The 23,629-nt window shown below is 69.4% G+C and carries 22 protein-coding genes and 1 pseudogene; 8 read left to right on the forward strand and 15 right to left on the reverse strand.

Annotated elements, in window-relative coordinates:
- Window positions 1–1,532 precede the first annotated feature (1,532 nt).
- Together B7P34_RS19355 and B7P34_RS19360 are read left to right on the forward strand one after the other, a co-directional pair.
- Window positions 1,533–1,895 carry a DUF4190 domain-containing protein gene (locus B7P34_RS19355; RefSeq protein ID WP_106678109.1) on the forward strand — a complete coding sequence of 121 codons (363 nt, stop codon included), beginning with the start codon at window positions 1,533–1,535 and terminating at the stop codon, window positions 1,893–1,895.
- 810 nt (window positions 1,896–2,705) lie between these two features.
- A pseudogene (locus B7P34_RS19360) lies at window positions 2,706–3,040 on the forward strand (transposase); the annotation flags it as partial.
- Between the two features lie 89 nt (window positions 3,041–3,129).
- Here the strand turns inward: B7P34_RS19360 and B7P34_RS19365 are convergent.
- The 3 genes from B7P34_RS19365 to B7P34_RS19375 all read right to left on the reverse strand — a co-directional run bounded on the left by B7P34_RS19365 (window position 3,130) and on the right by B7P34_RS19375 (window position 4,413).
- Window positions 3,130–3,492, reverse strand: a complete 363-nt coding sequence (locus tag B7P34_RS19365) for a GNAT family N-acetyltransferase (protein WP_106678111.1) — start codon at window positions 3,490–3,492, stop codon at window positions 3,130–3,132.
- 103 nt (window positions 3,493–3,595) lie between these two features.
- Window positions 3,596–4,015 (reverse strand): RNHCP domain-containing protein, encoded by a 420-nt coding sequence (locus B7P34_RS19370; RefSeq protein ID WP_106678113.1) that lies wholly within the window; start codon window positions 4,013–4,015, stop codon window positions 3,596–3,598.
- A 26-nt stretch (window positions 4,016–4,041) separates the two neighbouring features.
- Window positions 4,042–4,413, reverse strand: coding sequence for an RNHCP domain-containing protein (locus B7P34_RS19375; protein WP_106678115.1), 372 nt, complete (start codon window positions 4,411–4,413; stop codon window positions 4,042–4,044).
- A 946-nt stretch (window positions 4,414–5,359) separates the two neighbouring features.
- On the opposite strand from B7P34_RS19375, the gene B7P34_RS38675 reads away from it, so the two are divergent.
- From B7P34_RS38675 to B7P34_RS19390, 3 genes are all read left to right on the forward strand, one after another.
- A complete protein-coding gene (locus B7P34_RS38675; RefSeq protein WP_223268003.1) occupies window positions 5,360–8,377 on the forward strand; it encodes a hypothetical protein in 3,018 nt (1,005 codons plus the stop codon).
- Between the two features lie 234 nt (window positions 8,378–8,611).
- Window positions 8,612–8,980 carry a transposase gene (locus tag B7P34_RS39750; protein WP_435693972.1) on the forward strand — a complete coding sequence of 123 codons (369 nt, stop codon included), beginning with the start codon at window positions 8,612–8,614 and terminating at the stop codon, window positions 8,978–8,980.
- Window positions 8,959–9,855, forward strand: coding sequence for an alpha/beta hydrolase (locus B7P34_RS19390; protein ID WP_106678117.1), 897 nt, complete (start codon window positions 8,959–8,961; stop codon window positions 9,853–9,855). The genes B7P34_RS39750 and B7P34_RS19390 overlap by 22 nt, the downstream gene beginning before the upstream one ends.
- A gap of 73 nt (window positions 9,856–9,928) precedes the next feature.
- Here B7P34_RS19390 and B7P34_RS19395 read toward each other — a convergent pair whose 3' ends face one another.
- From B7P34_RS19395 to B7P34_RS38690, 3 genes are all read right to left on the reverse strand, one after another.
- Window positions 9,929–10,183, reverse strand: a complete 255-nt coding sequence (locus B7P34_RS19395; RefSeq protein ID WP_146166856.1) for a hypothetical protein — start codon at window positions 10,181–10,183, stop codon at window positions 9,929–9,931.
- 410 nt (window positions 10,184–10,593) lie between these two features.
- Window positions 10,594–11,550 carry a transposase gene (locus tag B7P34_RS38685; RefSeq protein WP_223268005.1) on the reverse strand — a complete coding sequence of 319 codons (957 nt, stop codon included), beginning with the start codon at window positions 11,548–11,550 and terminating at the stop codon, window positions 10,594–10,596.
- A gap of 3 nt (window positions 11,551–11,553) precedes the next feature.
- Window positions 11,554–12,177: a transposase gene (locus B7P34_RS38690; protein WP_353620254.1), complete on the reverse strand. Its 624-nt coding sequence runs from the start codon at window positions 12,175–12,177 to the stop codon at window positions 11,554–11,556.
- Between the two features lie 426 nt (window positions 12,178–12,603).
- Between B7P34_RS38690 and B7P34_RS19405 the strand changes: the two genes are divergently transcribed.
- Window positions 12,604–13,494 (forward strand): terpene synthase family protein, encoded by an 891-nt coding sequence (locus B7P34_RS19405; protein ID WP_106678119.1) that lies wholly within the window; start codon window positions 12,604–12,606, stop codon window positions 13,492–13,494.
- A gap of 336 nt (window positions 13,495–13,830) precedes the next feature.
- Here the strand turns inward: B7P34_RS19405 and B7P34_RS19410 are convergent, their stop codons facing one another.
- From B7P34_RS19410 to B7P34_RS19440, 7 genes are all read right to left on the reverse strand, one after another.
- Window positions 13,831–14,592: an alpha/beta hydrolase-fold protein gene (locus B7P34_RS19410; protein ID WP_223268006.1), complete on the reverse strand. Its 762-nt coding sequence runs from the start codon at window positions 14,590–14,592 to the stop codon at window positions 13,831–13,833.
- 145 nt (window positions 14,593–14,737) lie between these two features.
- A complete protein-coding gene (locus tag B7P34_RS19415; protein ID WP_106678121.1) occupies window positions 14,738–15,925 on the reverse strand; it encodes a winged helix DNA-binding domain-containing protein in 1,188 nt (395 codons plus the stop codon).
- A 17-nt stretch (window positions 15,926–15,942) separates the two neighbouring features.
- A complete protein-coding gene (locus B7P34_RS19420; protein WP_189382899.1) occupies window positions 15,943–16,338 on the reverse strand; it encodes a VOC family protein in 396 nt (131 codons plus the stop codon).
- A 215-nt stretch (window positions 16,339–16,553) separates the two neighbouring features.
- On the reverse strand, window positions 16,554–16,769 hold the full coding sequence (locus tag B7P34_RS19425; RefSeq protein ID WP_353620255.1) for a VOC family protein: 216 nt from the start codon (window positions 16,767–16,769) through the stop codon (window positions 16,554–16,556).
- Window positions 16,770–17,214: 445 nt separating this feature from the next.
- Window positions 17,215–17,928, reverse strand: coding sequence for an NADPH-dependent F420 reductase (locus B7P34_RS19430; protein ID WP_106678124.1), 714 nt, complete (start codon window positions 17,926–17,928; stop codon window positions 17,215–17,217).
- A gap of 149 nt (window positions 17,929–18,077) precedes the next feature.
- A complete protein-coding gene (locus tag B7P34_RS19435; RefSeq protein WP_106678125.1) occupies window positions 18,078–18,401 on the reverse strand; it encodes a TfoX/Sxy family protein in 324 nt (107 codons plus the stop codon).
- 119 nt (window positions 18,402–18,520) lie between these two features.
- Window positions 18,521–19,849: an MFS transporter gene (locus B7P34_RS19440; protein ID WP_106678127.1), complete on the reverse strand. Its 1,329-nt coding sequence runs from the start codon at window positions 19,847–19,849 to the stop codon at window positions 18,521–18,523.
- Between the two features lie 312 nt (window positions 19,850–20,161).
- Here B7P34_RS19440 and B7P34_RS19445 point away from each other — a divergent pair, with 312 nt between their 5' ends.
- Window positions 20,162–20,827 (forward strand): TetR/AcrR family transcriptional regulator, encoded by a 666-nt coding sequence (locus tag B7P34_RS19445; protein ID WP_223268007.1) that lies wholly within the window; start codon window positions 20,162–20,164, stop codon window positions 20,825–20,827.
- A 52-nt stretch (window positions 20,828–20,879) separates the two neighbouring features.
- On the opposite strand, the gene B7P34_RS36785 is transcribed toward B7P34_RS19445, so the two are convergent.
- Both B7P34_RS36785 and B7P34_RS19455 read right to left on the reverse strand, forming a co-directional pair.
- Window positions 20,880–21,665, reverse strand: coding sequence for a hypothetical protein (locus tag B7P34_RS36785; protein WP_146166858.1), 786 nt, complete (start codon window positions 21,663–21,665; stop codon window positions 20,880–20,882).
- Between the two features lie 307 nt (window positions 21,666–21,972).
- Window positions 21,973–22,782, reverse strand: coding sequence for a VOC family protein (locus B7P34_RS19455; RefSeq protein WP_106678132.1), 810 nt, complete (start codon window positions 22,780–22,782; stop codon window positions 21,973–21,975).
- 212 nt (window positions 22,783–22,994) lie between these two features.
- Here B7P34_RS19455 and B7P34_RS19460 point away from each other — a divergent pair.
- Window positions 22,995–23,629 (forward strand): helix-turn-helix transcriptional regulator (locus B7P34_RS19460; protein ID WP_146166860.1); only part of this gene is annotated, 635 nt, incomplete at its 3' end.

The raw sequence follows: 23,629 nt of genomic DNA on the forward strand, positions 1-23,629 counted from the left end.
GCCCTTCGGCCTCTGCCGTGACCCTCGTGCATCGAGACCAGCGTCGCGGACGTTTCCGCGACGCTGTGATACAGGTCAGAAGCCATCCGGACTTACCCCAGACTGGAAAACATGATGTCAGGCGGTGCTACTTCTCCGGCTGTCCGCCGGCCTTCGTCCGGCATGCGGGGACGGGCAGCAGTGGTGTGTTGGCTGAACTAAAACCTGAGTTTCCGCAGGTCAGTAACCTATCGGAGGCATCAAGTTAGCTGATGCATAGATCAAGCACGTGGGCTGATCCGGAATCCGGCGACGCTCGTTGTGCCGCAAGTCGGCTGACTGGAGGAGACCGGGGAGCCGCCCGAGCCGTACCGGCTGCTGGACCCTGCGGGGCGGCTCGTCATTCCGGTGACGGTGTTCTTTGCTGAGTTGCAGGCTGCCTCGAAGCTGCCGTCGACGATCCGCTCGTACGGCATGGACCTGCTGCGGTGCTTCCGGTTCCTGTAGTTGCTGGAAGTCCTCATCCGGTTACTGGCAAGCCCACGCCGGGCCGGAAGTATGCAGCCTCCGCCCGGGCTCACAGTGAGACGGTGCCGCGGGTCTCGTCCGGCTTCCATCTTGAAGAGGGCACCGGGCCACTGATCAACCCCTTCCCGCTTGACCATTCACGCCGCTCGGGCTGGGCCCATGCCGGAGCTCTGTCCATCGAGGGGGAAGCCGGCGTGGTCTCCAGCCCGGCTCGCGCTGGTGCCCCTGCTGCGGTTCGTCGAAAGGGGCTCTCGGACCAACAGGCCGCAGACACTGCGCGAGGCCGCCTCGACTGGAAATACCTGCTCGTGCTACCGCGGTCTGCCCATCCCCCTGGCGCTGTCCGTGCCTGCTCTGTTCGTCCATGCCCGGCAGCCCGACCATTGCTGGCACCTTCCGACGGGGCCTTCCCAAGGTGGGCCGCCGCCACTCTGAAGCGGCTTCAGCAGTTCCAGGACGGCAAGCGCGCCACAGCCGCAGCAGGGGACGAGGCGGCCAAGGCCGCAAAAAGTAAGGGCCGCCCGGCGCGTTCGCCGTGACGGGTAGATCCACTGCGGCCGCCATCAGTCACCGGCCGCCCCCGCACGGCCGCGGCGGGAGAACGAGCGAGGCCCCACAGGCGTCCTGGGGCCCTCGTCGGCGACTGACCGTGTAGTCCGTCAGCATCGGCATACCAACGATACGACATAACAACAGTTCAGGACGCCAGTCGACCGTTCCGCGAGCGGAGGTTTCGCCCTCATCAACCTCCGCAACCACCCTTGCGCACGACGTCCGGGACCACCCCGGGTGGCTCGCCCGGCTGATTGCTGCAGGTGAGCTCACCGCCTTGTACGTCTCCCCCAGCGCTGCCCCGAAAGCCCGGTCGACCGCTATCACTAGGACACCCTGGCCTGCGCCACGGCCGTCACCGCAGCGCTGCGGCTATGAACGGGCACGCGGGCACCTCCGGCCAGCGGGGGGCGCTCAGGCCTGTCCGGAGCCCTCGTAGAGTGGTCCGTCGAACTAACGGAGGATGATCCATAGTGACCAGCGACATCGGGCGGACAGCCGCGCCCCTGACCGAGCAACGCAACGTTCCCGCCCGTATCAGCGCCTGGTCAGCCGCACTGGGCGTCAGCCTGATCGTGGCTGCCTTCGCGACGCCCATGATGTGGATGCTCTATGGGTCGTACTACACGTTCTTCATGGCCCTGCTCGGGATCGTGGCCATTCCGACGGGCCACGTCGGTCGATTCCGAGGCAAGCGTCTGGGCGGTCGGGACCGGGGACTGGCACTCCTAGGCATTATCACCGGCTGGCTGCTCATCCTGTGCGCCCTACTCATCGTGCTGGCGTACATCGGGCTGATCGCCGGACTCGCCCTTCTCACCGACGCCGTGCGCTGAGGACGGCTGAGAAAACACGGATCCGTCAGCGCTTTCATGGCGCCCACGCCGGGGATGGGGCGGAGCTGGCGCAGCAGCAGCCGATCGACCACCATCTTCAAGCTCTCGTACTTCCTTTGCTTCACCGCGTCGTGGAAGCAGGAGATGGAGCCGCGCGCAGAGACCGTGGAGGAAGGGCTGAGCCGTCCCGGCGTACTCATGGTGTCGGAGGGCCGGATTCCCATGCGATGCGCTGGTCTATGTCGTGCTCATCCGGGCAGGACTGGCCATCGACAGGGCAGAATCTTGCCGGGTCCGCCCACCAGCCGGGCCACATGCTCTCAGCTTGTTCTATGCACATCGTGCAGAGTGTTTCGACGGCAAGGTTGATGGTGTCGTCCTCGGCGCCGCAGAACGCGGTGCGCCATGAAAGAGCCCGGCAGCACACCAGGTGCCCGATCTCATCAGGATCGGACGTCAAGCGGAGGTTCGGCTGTGTCTGTGCATCTGAGGCACCGGCATGCTGGTCTGTGGTAAAGGGCGGCACCCGACGGACCCTACGCCAGAGACCTGCACTTTTCGAGCCGATTCTTGGGGCCCGAGTGACTTCCCTGCCCACCAGTCGGGCTCCGACCACCTCACTCGGATCGGAGGCCATTTCGGCCTGGTGGCACGGCGGCTGAGCTCTGTGCGTGCGCACCCCGGTTCGTACGGACACCGCTGTGTGGTTCAGCGACAGTGCCCTTATTGAAGGAACGGCGGGCACGCGAGCGCTGGGGGATCTAACTGACCGTTTCAGGATGAGTTGAGCTGCCGGTCTTGTGCTCGGCGATCTTGCCGCCGCTTGACGCCGTCCCGCCGATCCGGGGCCTACGAGGGCGGCCTCGTCGCAATCCCCGTCGGCTGTGTGCCGACCGGGTTACGACTTCGACAAGTACCGCCGTCTGCTGTGGAAGCGCGGCATCAAGCCCGTGATCGCCCGACGCGGTGCAGCCCACGGTTCGGGACTGGGCAAGGTCCGTTGGGTGGTCGAGCGTGCCTTCGCCTGGCTGCACCAGTTCAAGCGGCTCCGCATCCGCTGCGAGCGACGCGCTGACCTCCATCAGGGCCTGCTCGTTCTGGCCTGCAGCCTCATATGCCTCCGCCGCTTCCGAAGCTCGTCCTGAAGGGATTCATGCCGGCGTTCTCGCAGCTCGGGAGCTTGTCCGCTTCATGGCGAAGCCCCAGGTCGCCGACCTGGGGCTTCGCCGCTCGGCTACTCCGGCTGGTAGGCGCTGATCGCGCCGGCCATGGGCTTGCCGAAGGTCATGTCACCGGACGGGATGGGGCTGCCGTCGAGGGAGAGGACCATCTTGGCCTCGTCGGGGCCGGCGCTGAGGGTACAGGTGACCCCGTGTGCGTCGGCGCGTTCGAAGCCGAACCGCGGGTAGTAGGTGGGGTGTCCGAGGACGATGACGGTGTGTTCACCCAGGGCGCGGGCCGTATCGAGCGCGGGGATCCAGCACGCGTCGGCGCGCAGGGCGTCGACAAGGCCGGCGTCCTCGGGGGATCCGAAGGCGGCGGTGATCACCTCGCGTACGCGGTCGGTGTCGTGCGGGGTCTCGGTCCTGATCTTCACTGTCTGAGGTGTTCCTTTTCGGTAGTGGTGATGTTCGTGAGTGGGATGCCGTGGGCGGGGCGCGGCTGCGGGGTGTGACCCGCCCTCGGCAGGCGCGACCGGGTCACAGGGTGAGCAGGGCGCGGCCGGCGCGCTGGGGGTCGGCGAGGGGTCTGAGGGCGAGGCGGACCAGTGCGAGCGGGCTGTCGTCGCCGGCGATGCGGTTGGCGCTGAGCTCGCCGCAGGAGGCGCACTGGTGGATGATCATCCACTCGCCGTCGGTGCGGACGGACATGCCCAGCGCCTCCATCCGGCCGCGGCAGTCCGCGTCGCGGTCGCCGGGGATCTTCCGGTCGACGTGCAGGCTGGCCAGGCAGTTCGGGCAGTGGTTGCGGTGCGCGGTGCCGGGAGCGTCCAGGGACACGTCGAGCCGGCAGGAGACGCACCGGAAGTCGTTCGCCCGGTGTCCGCCCTGGGTGTGCAGGACGTCCTTGTGTCGCTGCGGACGGCGCCGCCCGCGACCTCTGTGGTTGTTGCGTGACATGGCGGTGCTCCTTTCCTGTCGAGCGGTCAGAGGGTTCCGAACGCTTCGAGCGGGAAGGGAGGTTGGGCCAGCGGGCGGACCGCCATACGCATCAGGATGAGCTGGTTGTCGTCCGTGCACACGGGGTTGGACGTGAGCTCGTCGCAGCGCACGCAGCGGTGGATCACCATCCAGTCACCGGTGCGGAGTACGGCGATGGCGATCGGGGACATCCGGCCCTCGCAGTCGCTCGGACCGCCCTCGACGTGGTCGAGGACGTGCTGGGAGTGCAGGCAGGACGGGCAGTGGTTGCGCGGGGCGCCGTCGGCGGCGTACGCGGACACGGTCAGCCCGCACCACGCGCAGGCGAAGGTGCTGACGCCGAGAGTGTTGATGTTGGTGGAGGTGTGGCTGGACACCCGGGTGCTCCTTGCTGGAAGTCGATCAGGACAGCAAGAGCAGGCCGAGTGGCCTCGTCAGAAGGCAGCCCGACATCGCCGCGGAACGGCGGACAGGCAGGTCAGAGCACCGGAGGACACGTCCGGCAACGGCCCGGAGAAACGGGCGGCGGAAGGCGGCGGACGGTTACGCGGTACAGCGAGGCGCACTCGGCGCGGGCCGGGACATCAAACACCCTTTTCCAGGGCACACAGGCCCAGAACGAATCAGAACGACCTCTTGAGGCTAACAGGACGCCTCCCTGGGGCGTCAACGCATTATTCGCCGCCCGCGGCCGGCGGTGCGGTTCCCGCCGCCCCTGCCCAGCGGGTGCGCGGTCACCGCGACACCCCCCCGGAATGGTGTGCCGCAACGAGCCGGCACGGTCGGACAGCAAAGAGGCCGGAAGATGCGGACCGAACGCGAGCGCCGTCGGCGTCGCCGCAGGTCAGCCAACGACGCGGCAGGCCGCTCGTGCATCTCGTTCTGAAACGATCAGTAACTGATCGTTTCAGAACGAGACTCGCAGGCCCACGGCCAGTACTGCCGCCTCGGACCGAAGTGGGGGCTGGTGGATAGCTGGTCGTACAGGACAGCAAAGGCGTTGCGCGGCGCGGGGACTGCGCGCCCCGGTGTTTTCGGCGGCACCGGTCGGTACAGCGGCCTGCCGCTGGCGGGCCCTGTGCGGGTGTGAGTTCTTCCAGGTGAAGGCCGGCGCCGGCTGCGGCGGCCGGCTTCCTGGTGCGGACCCCGCAAGAGGGCCTCTGTCCCGAGTGCTGAATCTGGCCAAGTTCGCCAAAGTGCAACGCTGTTGTGAAGGGGATGGATAGTTTTCGAGCAATCCAAACGGCGTCGTTTGCCCATGGCTGGGTGCTCCAGTGCCTGGCGGCCGCATCGTCCTCCGCCTTCTTCTCAGACGGGACTGTGATGACCAACCCGAGCAGCACAAATTCTGCCACCGCTTCAGCGACGACCCCGGCGAATCCGTCGTCGGCGAGCGAGGTGGACAAGGCGATGCTCGACGGCGCGACGCCGAAGGACCTGCTGCCGACCACCGGCAACTACCCGACGGAGATCGTCCGGTACCGCTCGGTGGTGCTCACCGACATCCCCGGGGCGAAGCCGGGGCGCAAGCTGACCGGCGCCATCGATCTGGGTGAGGAGAACCTGCCGTTCTACGACCGCCCGGCCGAGGGCATGATCGTCACGACGGAGCAGAGCTGGAAGGCCGAGGGCGTCACGCTCGGCCGGCTGCTGCACAGCCTGGCGCTCGCGCCCGGCGAGAGCACCAGGGTCGCGGTCGTCGACTGGCAGCGCGGCACCAGGGCCACCGGTACCGGGTCGACGACCGAGGCGGACAGGCTGTCCAGCACCACCGACCAGGACCGGTCGATCAGCGAGGTCGCCAACGCGATCGCCCGCGAGGAGCAGCACGGCAGCTCCCGGGGGAGCCAGTCGAGCAGGTCGTCCTCCTCCGGCGGCAGCATGGGCGGCTCGCTCATCTTCTTCAGCGGCGGCGGCTCCTGGAGTGACTCGTCCAACGAGGGCTTTACGACCGCGGTCTCGCGTTCCACGGGCGTGAAGTCGGTGGCGGCCGAGACGGCGCAGCGCATCAGTGCGCGGACCCAGCAGGTGGCGACCGCGGCCCGCAGCCGGAACATGACGGTGGTGCGGGAGACGACGCAGTCGGAGAAGGAGAAGGTCCTCACCCGGGTCGTCACCAACTACAACCACATGCACGCGATGTCGGTGCAGTACTACGAGGTCGTGCAGGTCTACAACGTGACGACCAAGCCGGTGAAGCTGGAACGCTGTCTGTTCATCCCGCTGCAGGAGCTCACCTTCAGCAAGACCACATTGCAGCGGTACAAGGAGGTCCTCGCCTCGGTGGCGCCCGCCGAGTGGGCGAAGAAGATCCGTGAGACGAACCCGTTCGACACCGCCGTGCGCAAGCTGGAGGCGTGCACGGCACCGGAGGCGCCGCAGGTTGCGCACTTCGACGGGGTGGACCTGTCGGACATCGCCGCCTCTCCCATGGGCGTGTACGGGGTGCGCAAGTCCGACGGCAGTCCGCTGCGGTTCGACCCGGTGGCCCGGCAGTGGAACCCGCTGCCCACCACTGGGCTGGACACCGGCCTGATCCGCATCGCACCGGGCAAGGACACCATCTGGGCGCTCAGGGCCGACAAGGCGATCATGCTGTTCGACGGGACCACCTGGCGAAGGGACCCGCAGGGCGGGCAAGGAGTGGCCTTGGCCTGCGGCCCGGACGGCACGGCCTACCACGTCGGAATCGGGCCGGGCCATCTGATCTATCAGCGCGCCCAGAACGGCGAGTGGCAGAGCCTGAACGCCTCGGCCGATGATGTCGCCGTCGTCGGCAAGGACAGGGTGTGGTATTGCCAGCAGGGGAAGACCTACGAGCGCAGCGGCGGCGGCTGGCTGGAGCGAACCCCGGCGCCGAACGTGCAGCGCCTGTCCGCCGGTCCGGACGGCACGCTGTGGGGCATCACCAACGAGGGCAAGGCCCTCGTGGTGGAGCCGGGCGCGACAGCCTGGACCACCCCCAAGCAGCCCTTCGCGACGATCACCGGCATAGGCGAGATCGTCTCGTCCACCAGCGGGGACCACTGGGTCCTGCGGACCGACGGCTCCCTGCTTCGGATCCTGATGGCGCAGCGGGAAGCGCCGGTGACCTTCGACTCCCCCTCGGACGCCGACTCCTCCTACGCCTCCAAGATCGACGTCTGGTACGACGAGGCCGGAGTCCGCAGCATCCAGGTGGTCTTCCCCGGCCGTACCGTCCGCTTCGGCGACACCGGCGGCTCCGGCGTCCTCAAGCGCGCCTCCTACGCCTTCGGCCCCGTCGACAAGCTGCTCTCCTACGACGCCTGGTCCGGCACCGCCGCCCGCGGCAGCCTCTCCGGGCTGCGCCTGACGATGACCTCGGGCGTGGCCAACTTCGGCGTCGCCGAGACCACCACCGCGGCGCCCGACCTGAGCGAGGACGCCGGCGGTGCGGCGATCTGCGGGCTGTTCGGTGCGACCGTGAAATCCGGCACCCGGACCTACGTCTCCTCGCTCGGCTTCCACGTGCGCGGCGGGAGCGTGCCGCAGGCGGTGCTGGACCACCTCAACGACAACCGCCGCCACTACAGCCAGGCCGTGTGGGCCAACGCCGACGAGCTGACCCTCAGCCGCATCCTCGCCAACTACTCCTATACCCCGGCGGGCTCGACCGCCTCGGCGGTTCCGCTGGGCATGCAGCTGGACCCCAAGCCGGTCGCCGTCACCGGCAACTACCTCGGCTTCCGGTGGAACTTCCCCACCGAGCAGGAGCGCGAGGCGTGGGAGAAGGCCCGCCAGCAGAGCGACACCGGGCTCGTGAAGGCGGTGACCACCACGATCGCCATCGCCACCAACGGTGTGTTCGCCGAGGCCGTGCTCGGCCGGGCCAACTCGGCCGAGAAGATCGATCTCACCCGGTTCTGGAACTGGAAGGACTCCCCGGTCCAGATCACGGCCCCCGACATCGCGCCGGTCGCCACCGGATCGCGCGCGAAGGATCTCGACCTGTCGGTGGCCGGCCTGGGCGCCACCCAGGCGAGCTTCACGCCGCTGGTGGCCATGCCCGACCCGACCGGCATGCAGGCCGCACAGGCCATCACCACCGCGAACCTGTTCCGCGACATGAGCGGCCTCAACACCATGGGACAGGTCCTCACCAAGGGCATCGAAGCCGCCGCCGCCGGCGACCAGGCCGCCGGCTCACGCGCCCAGAAAGCCATGGAGACCGCCACCAAACACCTGGAGGCAATGGCCGACAAGGCACTCACGGCCGCCGGCAAGGGAACACCGGACAAGAAGTCCACCACCGACAACGCGACCGTCCGCGGCGGCGAGATCAACCAGGCCGCCGAGGCCGCCGAGGCCGCCAAGTCCTAAGCCGCAGCGAAGGCGCGACCACCCGCGCCAGGCGGGCCCGGACCACAACCCGGGCCCGCCCCACCCGAACAACAACACCCACCGACCGAACAGCCAGGGCCCACGGGCACGCATGTCTTCAGCCGATCGGGCGCTCCCGCACGAGCGCAGCCCGTGGGCCTTGCACGCGCCGGGCCCGGTCGGCAGGGTGTCCACGTGCGTGCTGATCTTGTCGCTGACGACCTGTGGGAGCGGGTGGCTCCGCTGCTGCCACTCGCTCCCCGCCGAGGCCACCGCCATCCCGGCCGACTCCGCGTCCCCGGCAGAGCCGCCCTCGCCGGCATCATGTACGTGCTGCGCACCGGCGTCGCCTGGCGCGACGTCCCCGCCGAGACCGTGGGCCGCTCCGGAGTCACAGCCTCATCGACGGTCGTCGGCGGTGTACTGCTCGCCGCGGTAGAACGGCGTCGGACGCTGCCGCGCCGCCGCCGAGGAGGACCGGGGGACCCCGGAATCCGGTGGATCCCGGGGGTCCACCGCCACCCCGGAACCGGAGGCTGTCCCCATTCCTGGCGGACGGCGGCCGCCCGTACCGTCAACCCATGGCACTTCAGCATGAGTTGAATGAGTTGAGCGGCGGCAGGCGGGGCCGGACCGGGCCGTGCACCTACGTACTCGTCCACGGCACGCACAGCGCGGGAGCGTACTGGCTGCCCGTCGCGCAGGAGCTGAGCCTCCGCGGCCACCGCGTCATCGCCGTAGATCTCCCCCTGCACGGCTCGCAGGCCTTTGTGCCGGAGTCGTACCAGCGGCAGGACCTCGCCGCCATGGCCACCGAGCCCTCGCCGGTCGCGGCGCTGGGCCTGGACGACTACGAGCGGCATGTCACGCGCGTCGTGCGCCGGGCGGCCGCGCACGGACCCGTCGTCCTGGCCGGCCACAGCCTGGGGGGTGCCACGGTCAGCCGCGTGAGCGACGCCGTACCCGAGATGCTCCACCACATCTGCTACATGGCGGCTTTCTGCCCCAGCCCCGCCCTGCCGACCCCCGACGCGTGCACAGCGGCCCCGGAGAACGCGGACGCGCTCATCCCGCTCGGCCAGATCATCGGCGACCCCGACCTGCTCGGCGTCATGCGCCTCAACCCTCGTGCGGGAGACCCGAGTTACCTTGAGGCACTGCGGGAGATGATGTGCGCGGGCTATCCGGACAACGTGTTCCGGCAGCGCCTCGGCAGCATGCAGACGGACGAGTCGACCACGGCCTACGCGGGCCGGGCCGTGGGCCGGACGGAGACCTGGGGGCGCCTGCCGCGCACCTATCTCCGCTTCGGCAAGGATCGGACGATCGCCACGAAGCTCCAGGACAGGATGATCGCTGAGGCGGATGCCCGCACACCCCGCAACCGCTTCCGGGTCCACGACTTCCCGGCCGCGCCCCACATCGGCCCGCTCGACCCCGCGCCGGTGGCGGACGCACTGGCGGCGCTCGCCCCGTAGGCGACGCCGGGGCGGGGTCGCTTGGGGCGCGCCGGCGGGGCCCGGGGCGGGTCCCGCCGGCGCAGGAAGACGGCTAAGAGCCGAACCTGACGCTGTAGAGCTTGGCGCCGAAGTTGTTGCTGTACTGGCCGGGCTGGAGGCTGCCCCACTCATTCGCGCAGTTGCCGTCGTAGTACACCGTGGCAGTGGCGTTGGTCTGGTTCGAGGCGCCGGTCGCGTGGAAGAGGGTCATGCACTGATGCAGAGGCGGGGCCACGATCTGTTGAGACCCGGCCGTGGCCGACTCGTAGTAGAACGTCCCGCTGGCGTCCGCATGGGCGGTGCTCATCGGCAACGCAGTAAAGAGGGCGAGGGCGGCACCCGTGGCCAGCGCCAGGCGGCCGAAGCTGGTCCCTCGAAGGCGCGTATTGGTCATGAACGCAACGGTTCCAGAAGCCACCCGGGGCGCCCAGGGAGCTTCACCCTTGCGCACCGAGAGGCGGAAGCACCCAGAACCCTACGCGCCCCCACCACACCTCGGGCGCGCCCCCGTGCCACACCCCTCGTCGCCCGGTGGCCACGGGGCGCGAGGCGCCCAGAAATGCCGTTCGGGGAACCGTCACTGTGACCGTTCCCCGAACGGCTGGCTCTCGTCTGCTCTCCCCTGTCTCGCCGCTGACCTCGGCGGGCGGGTTCGGAAACAGGCACTTGACTCTGTCGGTGATCTTGGAGTTGCCGAGGTCAGGTGCCCAGGGTTCGTCAGGACTTCGGCCAGGGGATCGCGCGTTGGTCGAGGTAGTGCTGGAAGGCAGTCGGTCGGCGGGTGGTGGGGGTTTCCTCGGCTGGTGGCAGTCCGCTGAGGCGCTCGATGTTGACGGCGATGGCTGTCAGGATGTGCTGGACGTGGGCCTTTCCCTGGCCTCGGTAGCGGCAGCATCGCATGCCGTGTCCGTGGGCGAACTCGTTGCCCGTGCCCTCCGCTCCGGAGCGGACCGCGTATCGGGCCTTCCACTCGGGCGTCTGTTGCTCGGCGCGGACGCGGAGTTGCAGGTCGCGGAGTTCTCGAGAGGGAAAGCCCACGGTGCGGGCGCTGTCGGCGGTGCTGGTGCACTGGGCGCGGGCCGGGCAGGGGCGGCACTGGCTCTTGGTGAACCTGGCCACGATCAGCGGGGCCGCGGTGGGTGAGGACGTCGGGTAGGGGCCGTGCCAGCCCGCGCTGACCTGCCCCTGGGGACAGGTGACCTGCTGACGATCGAAGTCGATATGGAAGTCGTCCCGGGCGAAGCCCTCGCCTCGGCGGTGCTGGTGCGTGGGGTTGGTCTTCAGCGGCCCGGAGACGGTGACCTGGTGTTCACGGGCGGCTTGTTCCAGGTGGGGCAGGGAGGTGTAGCCGGCGTCGACCAGGTGCTCGGCGGGCAGCAGCCCGCGACGCGCCAGGCGGGTGTGGATGCCGGGCAGGACCTGGCTGTCGTGGGTGGTGGCCGCAGTGGTGGCGACATACGTGATCACGTTGAGGCCGTCGGGAGCGCACGAATCGGTCAGATGAGCGGCGAACCCCTTCCAGCTGATGATGTGCCCGTGCCGTGCATAGCGGGCCGAGGTGTCGTAGGGCGAGACGATCACCCTCGACGACGGCGGCAGTCCCGCCCCGCCTTCCTTCTCGGCGGTGCGCCAGCGCAGGTGTCCTGCGGCGTCACGGTGGTAGTTCTGCACCATGATCTACCGCAGGGCCTGGACGCGAGGGCCTGGTATGCGGTCCGCTCCGTGCCGGTGGAGGTGTTCCAGGAGCCGGACGGCGTCGTTTCCGGCGGCGAGGATCCTGGTCATGGGCTTGGTGGGGTTCTTGCCCAGGCGGACGGGCCGGCCGTAGCGGTGCCCCCAGTCCTCATCGACCAGCTCATCCAACAGGTGCGGGGAGGTGCCGGCGACCTCTTCGAGTGCGGCGCGGACCGCCTCGGTGACCAGCTCCAGGCGGGTCAGGTCACGTACTGCGGCCAGGACGTGGGTGGAGTCGGTGCGCTGTGTGGTGCGCTCGCGCACCAGTCCAGCCTCCTTGAGCCGGGCCAGCGCGAGGTCCAGGAGGCGGTCGGCACGGCCGTCCTCAGCGAGACGGTCGCGGAAGTCGGCGAGCACGCTGTGGTGGAGGCCGGGATCGTCCAGCTCCATGGCCATGGCGTACTTGAAGTCGATGCGGCAGCGGACCGCCTCGGCGGCCTGCCGGTCCGACAGGCCGAGCAGGAACTGCAGCACGCAGACGGTGGCCAGCTGAGCGGGCGAAAGACCAGGACGTCCGTCCCTGGGGTACCAGTCGGCGAAGTCCTCGTCACGCCACAGCCCGCCCAGCCGATCCCGTACCCATAACGCCGTCGTGCCGCTCGGTTGCTTGCCCGCGCGACCTGCGCGGTCAGAGGCGGAACATGCTCACCGGAACGGGGGCGCAGGGACAACAGGTACCTCGACGGCTTCGTCGGTCGACAAGAACCACCCGAGCATGCCCGTTGGCCGCGCTGCGGCACCGGGAAACTCCAAGATCACCGACAGAGTCAAGAACCTGTGTCACATCACCTTTCCACAGGTCACGGCGTTTTTGAGAGGTGGTGGAGCGTCTCGTTGCCGTTCGATTCGGGGGGCGCGAAGGTGTGTGAAGGGAGTTTGTCCGTGCTTCGAGGCAGAGCTTGTGCGGTGTTTGGCTGCCGATACACCTGGTATGAGCCCCTGGGTCCGTGCTGTCCTGAGATGAGGACGTTCTCAGGGCGGTGAGGTCCTGTTATGAACAGCGGGGTTCAGTTTGTTCTGCCGCCGTTGGTGCTGCCGTTCTCCCAGCAGCTCCATTCCGAAGCTGCCGAGGCCGCCGCTCATGCGCGGGCGTGGGCTGCCCGTACCGGCCTGTATGCCACACCGCAGGTAGCCGACCGGGCCTACCGTCAACTGTGCGACCGGTTTGCCGCCTGGGTCTATCCCACCGCACCCCGTAGCCGTCTGGACACGCTCGCCTGTCTGGATCTGATGATGTTCCTCGATGATGACCACGCCGACGAGGGCGCTGCCCGGCTCCGCCCGCTCACGGCCTCTCCGCTGCTGGAGGTCATCGAGGAGCCCATGAGCCCGGTCTGGTGCTCACGCTTCCGCGCCCACCTTGCCGAGTGGGAACAGGCCAACGTCCAGGCCGGATTCCGCCGCGCACGCTCCGGCCCGCCGCCCGTGCTGGGTGAGTACGTCCCCTGGCGCCGCGTCTCCTCGACCCTCATCTGGCACTTCGACCTGGTCGAGTACGCTCACGGCTTCGAGCTGCCGGACGACTTCTTGGCCGGCACCCTGCATCATGACGTGGTTGACTGCGCTGCCGACGTCATCGCCTGGACAAACGATCTGTTCTCCGCTCCCAAGGAGCTCTCCCGGGGGGAACCGAACAACCTCCTGGCAGTGCTTGCCCATCATCACCGGATCAGCCTGCAGCACGCCGCCCAGGACACAGCCGACCGGATCACCGGCCGCGCCCGGCAGTTCCTTGAGTTCCGCGCTGCGCTGGTGCCTGCGGCCCACCAGGGGCCCACTGCCGAAGGTCTTCTGCTGGAGTGGGCTGATCACCTGGGCCTGTGGGCGGGCGGCAATCTTGCCTTCTGCCGGGAATCAGGCCGGTACCCGCTCCGGTGTGCCTGATCTGTGCTTCATAGCCACGTGACCTGGGGAAAGAGGATGTGACACAGCTTCTCACACCGGTCACTCGCGGAGAGAGGGGCGTCCGGCTCGCCGGGGTCATGGCTGGGCGATGGGGGCCTGCATGTGCTGGCTGATCCATTCCATGGGGCCCGTGCCCATGCCGCATACGTAGCCGGCGGCGTTGTGGCGGCCTTCCGGGTATTTCGGTCACGGTGGTGTGGACGGGGCCTTGGTTGCCGTAGGTGCGGACGAATTCCTTGACGCCGCCTGTGGTGAGGGGGTGTTCCCTGGTGCCGTACTGGAAGGCGAGGCAGACGTCGGGGCCCTTGGTGTGGATCAGCTGCCGGGCGAGCTGGTTGGGGTTGTTGGCCTGCTTGGCGGCTTCGTGTCCGGCCCAGTGCGGGGAGTCGGGGACGATGTCGGGGCCGGAGGCGTGACGGCCTTGAGCTTGTCCGGGTGCTTCAGGACGGACTTCAGGCCGGCGAAGCCGCCGCTGGAGGAGCCCATGAAGGCCCAGCCGTCGCGGGAGGTGAAGGTGCGGAAGTTGGCGCGGACGAAGTCGGGGACGTCCTCGGTGAGCCAGGTGCCCATCTTCGGCCGGCCGGGGATGTCGCTGCCGTCGTGGTGGTCCTCCTGCTTGTCGGTGCCGGGATTGAGGACGGGCATGACGACGATGAACGGCAGGCTCCTGCCCTCGCGGGACCAGGCGGCGATGGAGGACTGGAGTTTGGGTTGGAGCCGATCCAGTAGTTGCCGTCGGCCCCGGGCCCGCCGGGCAGGGCGATCAGCACCGGGAAGCCGCTCCTGACGTACTTCGCCTCGTCGTACTGTTCGGGCCACCACACCCACACCTTGCCGGTGAAGCCCGACCTCGCCCCGTGCAGCGTGGTCTTGGCGATCTTGGTGCCGTCGCCCAGCGTGCTTTCCAGGCTCAGTTGTGTGGGGCCGGTGGGCATCAGCGTTCCCGGAACCGCGTCGCCCTGGCCGGCTGCAGCCGGGCCTCGGGAGACGGGCCACCGCAGCGGTCCACCGCCGCCTGGCACGCGGGGAACGGCCCCGCGGCTCGGGCGAGCGGTCAGATTGCGGGAAAAGCGGCATGAGGCATCTCCCGAAAGGGAGTTGTTACGGATCGAGCGGCGCGTCCTGCGCATGGCTGGTACCGGTGCGGACCGGGCAGGGCCGAACGCGACGCCCCCCACAGCGGGCAGCACGAGGGAAAGGGGCCGTCCGTATCCGGCAGGGCTCAGTGCGTGGCGAGGTGGCGTTCGAGGGGAGTGCGGTAGCAGGGGGTGACCCGGGTTTCGTCGAGGAACGTGGCCAGGCGGGTGGTCTCCGCCTCGATGGTGGTGCGGATTTCGCGGCCGGGGTCGGTGAGGAGGTGGTGGTTGATGTGGCCGTCGGGGTGCTGGGCCCAGGCGCCGATGATGCGGCCGCCTGACCAGAGGGTGGGGCCGATGTTGCCGTTGCGGTCGAAGAGGGCTTTGGTGTGCTCGGGGTCGAGGTAGAAGCCGCGGTGGCGCCAGCCCATCGCGGTGGGGTCGAGACCGGGAAGCAGGGCGACCGCCGGCTCAGAGTCCTCAACGTCATCGAGGCTGTCGAGGTCTTCGAGGAGGAGGTAGCCGGTGCCTTCGTCGAGTTCGACGGCCTGGGCACCGGTGGCGGCCAGGGCCTTGCGGGTGTCGGTGAGGTTCCAGCCCGTCCACCACTTGAGGTCGTCGACGGTGACCGGGCCGAATGCCTTGATGTAGTGGCGGGCCAGGGTGGTCTTCGCCTCCGCGACGGGTATGCGGGGCAGGGGCCGGGCCGGGGCCCAGCGGAACTGTGCCGAGGTCCACGAGCCGGCGGGGCGGGAGCGGCGTATGCGGCCCTCGGCCGCGAGCACGGCCAGGACGGTCGAGCTGATGCGCTGGCGGGACTCGTACGGTTTCCCGGGGAAGGTGACGATCTGCTCGCGCAGGTCGGGTACGTCGACGGCGAGTTGGGCGGCGGTGGCCTCGCCACGCTCGGTGAGGGCTGCGAGCGTGGCTTGCTCGGCGGCTGCGTAGCGGCGTTCGTCCCAGCCGAGGGTGTCCCGGATTTTGGCCAGGGTGTCGGTGCGGTGTCCGGTGGTGTCGCGGACGGTGGCGGACCAGGCGGTGGGGGCCAGGCGGGCGGGGAGGACGAACATGGTGCGGCGCATGCACCGGATCCGCTCCAGCACCGGGGCACCGTCGGGGGCGTTGTAGAGGGCGTGCTCGACGGCGGCGACGGTGGGGGTGTGCATGCGGGCGGCCGCGGCGAGGAAGACGGTGGCAGGGTCGGTGGCATGCAGGCCGACCAGGGCCTCGGCCACTGCCTCAACCGCCTTCTCCCGCACCGGCGGTGCGAGGAGGTGGCGGCGGACGAGGCGGGCGCGGCGCTGGCCGGCGGTGATGCGGGGCAGGGCGGTCATGTGGCGGGCGGGGGCTTTCAGTGGGTTTGGTGGATGCAGAAGGGCTGGCCGGAGGGGTCCAGGAGAACCGTCCACTGCTCGCCGCCCGGCTGATGGCCGGGCTTGGTGGCGCCCATCTCCAGCAGCCGCTTCTCCGCCGTCGTGACGTCGGGGAAGGCAAGGTCCATGTGGAAGGGCAGTTCGTCCTCGGGCCAGTGGGGGGCCTGGTAGGAGGGGGAGGTGTAGAAGAGGTACATCGCCCCGTTCACGGAGAAGGCGCAGGCGGCCTCGTTGCCGTGCTCGTCGGGGTAGCTCTGGGAGACGGCGGTGCCCAGGGCGGTGGCGTAGAAGTCGGCCAGGGCGCGGCCGTCGCGGGCCCACATGGCGTGGCACATGACCGTGCCGGACAGGGAGTTGGTGTTCTCGTTGCTCATGGCAGTGCCTTCAGGAGCTCGGTGGGGGCTGGGGTGGTCTGGGAGGGGCTGCGCTGCCGGCGATGGCATCGTGACCTGGTTCGGCGGCGTGGCGAGGTGGCGTCGAGCGCCGCCACCGGCGCCCGGAGCTGCGGTCTTCATGGCGGTGGACCGTGTCGGTGCGTGGGCGTCTGACGGCTGCGGCCGGATGGGGGTGCTGGGCAGGGTGCAGGTTGCTACGGCGTGTCGGCGGCGGGGCAGAAGAGGGTGATGTCGTGCGGGCCGAAGATGCCGATGAGGTAGCCGTCCGGGTCACTGAAGAAGAACTCCCGGCCGGTGCGGTCGTAGTTGGTCATGGTGTCGTGGACGACGGTGACATGGGGGCGGATGCGGTCGGCAGTGGTGTCGAAGTCGTCGGCCATGAAGTAGTGGATGCCGGAAGCACCGTTGATGGGCTGATGGTGGGCAGCAGTTCCCGCAGGCTGGTGTCCGTCTGGACCATCAGGGCGGGTTTGCCGTCATGGGTGATGATCAGCAGAGGGTGTTCGGGGTTGAGGGGCTGGGTGTCCGCGTCGCCCTGGATGCCGAAGCCGAGAGTGCGGTAGAGGGCAGCGGTGGCCAGCGGGTCTTCCACTGCCAGGCACATCATGGCGGTTCCTCCTTCGGGGGCGGGTGGGTCCGGGGTGAGCCGGGCTTCTTGCAGAAAGCGAGGCCGGCAGCGATGTCCTGCACGCTGATGCAGGGAACGAAAGCCATGGGTTTCTTCCTCACGGCTGTGGGGGCGTGCGGCCCGGAGGCGGCGGGGATCAGGTGCCGGTCCCGCCCGTCAGCCGCGGACGCGCAGCGGCCGGCCCGGGCGGGACCGGCGGCCCGCCACTCGGCACCGGGTACGGTCGGTCAGCGGACGACCTTGATGCCGAAGTGGGTGCCGAAGCCCAGGGCGAAGCCGATGGCTCCGTGCATGTGCGCGTACATCTCCATGCCGCGGGCGGCGACGATGCCGCCGAGGTCGAGGACATCGCTCCAGCCGTAGGACGTCAGCAGGTCGGTGACCTGCTGCTTGGCGCCGGAGTCCTCGCCCGCGACGAACATGGTGTGATCCCCGCCGCCGATGCTCTTGGGGTCGACGACGGTGGCCTGTTCCTGGGTGACGAACGCCTTGACGACCTTCGTGGCGGGCAGGGCGCGCTGGATCTGCTCGCCGAGGCTGTCGCTGTCGCAGGGGTCGAGAATCGGGTTCACGCCCCACGGGGTGGGCCAGGGGCGCTCGATGTCCGGGTTGTAGATGTACGGGACGGCGTAGTCGGCGAGCGTCTTGCCCGCGAGCCGGCCGGCGATGGCGGACAGGGCGGCCACCGCGTTGTGGCCGTCGATGCCGTTGATGACCAGGCCGTCGGAGGCTGCCGCCGCCTCGCCGAAGGTGTGCAGGGTGATGCCGGGGTGCTCGGCGAGGAAGTCCTTGAAGGGCGGGGTGCCCATCATGTCGGGCTCGGTGCGGGCCAGGGTGGCCTCAGGGTCGCGGGTGCCGACGTGGACCTCGTGGCCGAGTCCGGCGAGCTTGGCGATGTGGCAGCGGGCGCCGCCACCGGTGCCGAGAACAGCGATCTTCATGGGGGATACCTCCCGGTTTACTCTGCGTGGAACGGGTCCACCGTAGGGGGATTTCAGGACAGGGTGTGTCCTTTGACGGAGGCGGTTACCGCGCCTCGCGGACCGGAGCCGGCCCCGGTCACGCGAGGCGCATGGACCGGGGGTGCGGCCTACTTGGGCGGGAGTTCACCGGTGGCGTCCATGGCGATGGCGAGCCAGTGGTCGAGGACGTCGTCGTCGAGGACGTCGCCCGCGACCATGACCCAGCCGTCGGCCGGCTTGCCGCGGTGGACCGCGGGCCGGACGCCCGGCTCGGCCAGGGCGTCATCCATGCCGTCCGGGCCGACGCGCAGCCACAGCCCGTCCTCGTACACGCTGACCACCGTGTTGCCGCCCAGCAGGCAGGTGATCGAACCGAACATCTTCTTCGCGACGACCCCTTCCGGTTCCAGTCGCTCCACGACCCGCTGGGCCAGCACCTCGTCGTAGGCCATGTCCCGCACACCTCCTTCTTCGTCGTTTCTTATGTGTTCCAGGTGCCCGTTGTGCGCACCGGGGGCCGGGGGTGTCGCCCGGGTGGCGGCGGACCTGCCGGTCAGCGGGTCCGCCGCGCTCAGGCCGTGGCCTCGGCCGCGCATGCCTGCTGCTCGCGCACGCGCCGGGCGTCCTCGCTGGTGCGGGCGTCGTAGGTGAGCAGTTTGGGCAGGGCCAGGGCGACGAGGCCGACGGCAGTGACGCAGGCCAGGCCGCCGGAGGCGATCGCGCCGCGGATGCCGACGATGCCCGCCATGCCGCCCGCGCGGACCTGGCCGAGCTGGGGGCCGGCCATGTAGGAGAGCATCTCGATGCCCGCCAGACGGCCGCGCAGCTCGTCGGGGATGGTCTGGTTCCACATGGTGGTGCGGAACAGGCCGCTGAGCATGTCGAACCCACCGGCCACGACCAGGGCGGCCAGCACGAGCCAGATGTTGTGGACCATGCCGGCGGCGGCGATCGCGGCGCCCCAGGCGGCGGACATGCACACGGCCAGCAGGCCGTGCCGGTGCACGCGGGAGGTCCAGCCGGAGGCCAGGCCCATCAGCAGCGAGCCCACCGCACTGGCCGACCACAGCAGGCCGAGGGCCCACGGCGTGTCCAGTTCGGTGACCAGGAACACGAACAGCGCCTCGGGGTGCGCGAAGAACATCGCGGCGACGTCCATCACGTAGGTGCCCAGCAGGTCCTTGCGCTGCCATGCGTAGCGGGCGCCTTCCAGGACACCGCGCAGGGACGCCTTCTCCGCGTCCTCGGCCGGCGGGCAGGGCGCCAGCTTCAGCATCAACACGGCGGAGACCACATACGTGAGCGCGTCCAGACCGTAGGCGATCTGCACCCCGGCGAACGCGGCGACCACGCCGGCCAGCCCCGGGCCCGCGATCGCGGCGACCTGCCAGCGCACCGACTCCAGATTGCCCGCCGCCATCAGCTGGTCATGCGCGCCCACGCGCGGCACCATCGCGTGCAGCGCCGGGCGCTGCAGCGAAGCCAGCGTGCTCACCAGGCCGGCGATGACGTACAGCGGCCACACCATCGGGGACGGCAGCATCGCGTTCACCGCCAGCACGCCCACCAGCACCGAAAGCCCCAGCTCACACCAAAGGATCAGCTTCCGCCGGTCCACCGCATCGGCCAGCGCGCCCCCGTACAGCCCGAACACGATCATCGGCACCAGCTCGACCGCGCCCACCGCGCCGACGGCGAGCGTGGAGCCGGTCAGCTCCTTGAGCTGCATCGGCACCGCGACCAGCGTCAGGTACGTACCGAACGCCGTGATCGAACCGGCCAGCCACAGACGGCGGAAGTCACGCGAGGAACGCAGCGGCGACGCATCGGGCAGCAACGCCCGCAGACGACCGCCCGGCGGAGGAGCGGAAGTATCAGCAGAAGGATCTATCTCAGCCATGAGAACACATGTTCTGTAGGGCTCGCGAAGCGAGGCGAAGGTGGATTTTCGGCATCAGCCCCAAAGCTGTGACCTGCGGAATCAGGTCAACCGGGACCGGCGGCCCGCACGACCGCTCAGCGGCAGCAGGCAAGAAAGGAAGCGCAGCGCACAGCACTGCAGCTCGTTACAGAACGACCGTACCATAGCGCTCGGCCATCGGCACGGGCTCACGAGGCACGGACTGGGGGCACCATGTATGAGGCGGCGGGCTCAGCCCGGTCCGGCTTGCCGCACCGGACTGGCCGTGCGGTACCGTACGAACGTCCGGCAGTGACTTCGAAGAACGCAGAGGGGTGCATCACCATGGCGGCCAGCCCGCCCGCGCGGCGTCGCCGCGACCCGCAGCGGCGCATCGCCGAGATCGTCGAGGCCACGCAGCGCGTGATCGCCGCCCGCGGCATCGAGGGGCTGAGCCACCGCGTCGTGGCCGAGGAGGCGGGCGTGGCGCTGGGCGCGACCACGCACCACTTCGCGAGCAAGGACGAGCTCATCCAGGCCGCGCTCCAGCAGACCTACGACCAGTACGCCGGCGAACTCCAGGAATGGGCCGCCCAGCGCCCCACCCTCACCCCGGAGCAGCTCACCGTCCTGCTGGCCGACGCCCTCGTCAGCAGCTTCGGCCCCGACCGGGGCGCCGACGAGATCGTGGAAGTCGAGCTCTACACCGCCGCCCTGCGCCGCCCCGCCCTGCGGCCGCTGGTCGACAAGTTCACCCAGGCCACCACCGGCCTGCTCGCGCGCTACGTCGACCCCTCCACCGCCCGCGCCGCCACCGCCGCCATGAACGGCCTCTCCCTCACCGGCCTCGCCGGCGCCCAGCCCCCTACCCGCGACGAAGTCGAAGACACCCTCCGCCGCATCCTCACCCCCAACCCCAGCCTCCCGACCACGACACAGCCCCTGAGCACTTGCACGCAAGGTCCAGGTCGACAGTAGGGAAGACGTGAGCTGCCACGGCGCGAAAGCTTCAGCTCCGCGCCCCGGACCCTCAACCTACCTTCTTCATCCAACCCTCAACTAGCCTAAAAGCGTCTGAAGCGGACAGCCGCTTTTTGTTGCTATGCGCGTCCTTCTCGTGCTTCTGAAAAGCCTTTTGCTTGACGATATTTCCGCAGGCTGTATCGGCTTCGGTCATGAGCGCAGGAATCCGGGGCGTGTACTTACCAATGTCGATCTTATCCAGCGCCTCATCCGTAATCCTTTCCGCGGCGTCCTGAAAGTCACTGTCATCGGGCTCGATCTTCGCGTCATTGGATACGCCGCCCACGCTCGGCTCACTCAAGACGTCTTGAACAGCACTCAGGATCTGTTGCGCATCAAGGGGAGCGGTCTCGGTCCCTGGTGTACCCAGGGAGCTTTGGCCGGCAATCAACCGCTGAACGGCCCGCTGTACCTGCGCCGCGAGTTCGGCCGAAGCCCCAGACTCTGTAGCCCGCGCAGCACGAACTTGCTGCCTTACATAGGTATAGATGGCTTCCTTTGTGGCCGTCCGGAGTGCATCGGTGAGCGGCTTGGGGTTCACGGGCAGCTGAGGGGAAGTGAAGTCAACCGGTAGCTTTGGGCAGCGAATATCCGCGCCGCCACAGTGATTGAGCAGCGTGCCGACGGGAACCCCCAGGCCGTTGCCTGTGGCGGTGCCAGGCGCTGTCCGCGTGGTGCTGTGCGCTCCGGTCTGGTGGGCGGTGCACGTGTTATCGGTGGAGGGTGAGTCGAAGACCACGATGCCGCCGGCGGCGGCAGGCGATGCGCCCAGCAGCACGGTCGAAGCGGCCACGACGGCGGAAAGGGCTACGGATCGGGCGAGGGGCAATTCCAGACTCCCAACAGGACAGCACCAGCGACTGCCTCAGAACTCGCTGTCGCTGAGCTAGGTTGCACCCGATCCCCATCATTCATCCGATGGTCTTGTCATGTGTCTGCGGGGTGACGAACACATCCACCCGGCCGGCCCGGGAAGCACCTCCCGGTGTTCCGGCGGCAGAGGGGCCTGTCATCCGGCTTCGGATGCAGGCCCCCTGAGAGTTCGTCACACGGTCATGGCCGGGGAACGCCGTACCACTGGGAGTGTGGTGAGCGGGTGGTCAGCCCTGCGGGGGCATGGGGGGCGGGGTGAAGAGGAGGAAGCGGTTGCCGCGGGGGTCGGTCAGGCGGGCGTGGGTCAGGCCGTAGGCGGTGGTCTCCGGGCCCGACTCCACGGTGGCGCCGAGCTGTGTGGCCCTGGCGACGGCGGCGGGGACGTCGGGGGTGAGGAACTGCGGGGCGGCGTAGTCCCGGGCGCCATCGGAGGTGCCGGTGTCGGCCAGGCCGCCGCTGCCCATCGTGTCGCCGGGGGTGACGGCGGCGAAGTATGTCCGGGAGGCCACGCCCGTGTCGTGGATGTAGGTCCAGCCGAAGGCGTTGGCGTAGAAGGTCTTCGACGTCTCGATGTCGGCGGTGCCGATCTCGAACCAGCCCAGGGAACCGGGCACCGGCGCGCCGGGAGCGGCGTCCGGCTGGGCGTCGGCTGCGGGGGGCTGGGTGGGGGACTGCCAGATGGAGAAGTGGGTGCCGCGCGGGTCGGTCAGGCGTGCGCTGCGGCCACCGTCGGCAGCCGGGCCGGCCGCAGAAACCACGTCGGCACCGTGGTCCTTGAGGCGGGCGATGTCGGCGTCCACATCGGCGGACCGGACGGCCAGGACGAAGCCCTCCCCCACGCCGGGGGCGGGTTCCCAGAAACCGCCCATCGGCAGAGGGGCACCGTCAGCGCTGATGAGGGTGTAGGTGCGGCCGTCGGGGGTGGGGACGGTCTGGAAGGTCCAGCCCAGGAGCGAGCCGTAGAAGTCCTTGACGGCCTGCGGGTCGGTGGTGTCGACCTCGAACCAGACCACACTGCCGGGATCCATCATGCCCATGACGCTTTCCTTCCAACGGGGGCCAGATGAGGAGAGAGGCCGCAGCACCACCGTGTGCGGGTGCTCGGGCCGGAGGGCGCTCGGGGCGCCGGAGCGGTTTGTTCCGCTCTGGTGTCGACCGTAGGGCCCCTTTAGGACATCTCGCGTCACCATGGACTGGCAGCCTGAAGGGCATGACCGAGGACACGCCATGACGCAGGCCCTGCCCGGCCATGCTGCGCCTGCTCTCCCTCCTCCAGACCCGCCGCACCTTGTCCGGCGCCGAACCCGCCGACCGCCTCGGCGTCACCCTGCGCACCATCCGCCGCGACATCGACCGGCTGCGCGAGCTGGGCTACCCCGTCGAGGGCACCACCGGCACCGCCGGCGGCTACCGCCTGGCCCCCGGCACCGACCTCCTCCTCCCCCCCCCGCTCCTGCTCGACGACGAGGAAGCCGTCGCCATCGCCGTCGCCCTGCGCACCGCCGCCGGCGTCGCCGGGATCGAGGAGACCGCCCTGCGCGCCCTGGCCAAACTCGAACAGGTACTTCCCCACCGGCTGCGCCACCAGGTCACGGCGATCCAGGCCACCACCGCCCCGCTTCCGGTGCCCTGGAGCACCGGTCCGAGAGCCGACCCGTCCACCCTCGCCGTCCTGGCCGCCGCCTGCCGCGACCACGAGATCCTCACCTTCACCTACCGCACCGGCAGCGGCGAGACGGGACAGTGCCGCGTAGAACCCCATACCCTGGTCGCCGCCGACCCCCTGTGGTACCTCGTCGCTTACGACACCGAGCCCGGCGCATGGCGGCTCTTCCGCGTCGACCGCCTCACCGGCCCGGCCCCCACCGGCCACCGCACCCCACC

It is taken from the genome of Streptosporangium nondiastaticum (genome assembly GCF_003011965.1).
Lineage (GTDB): Bacteria > Actinomycetota > Actinomycetes > Streptomycetales > Streptomycetaceae > Streptomyces > Streptomyces nondiastaticus.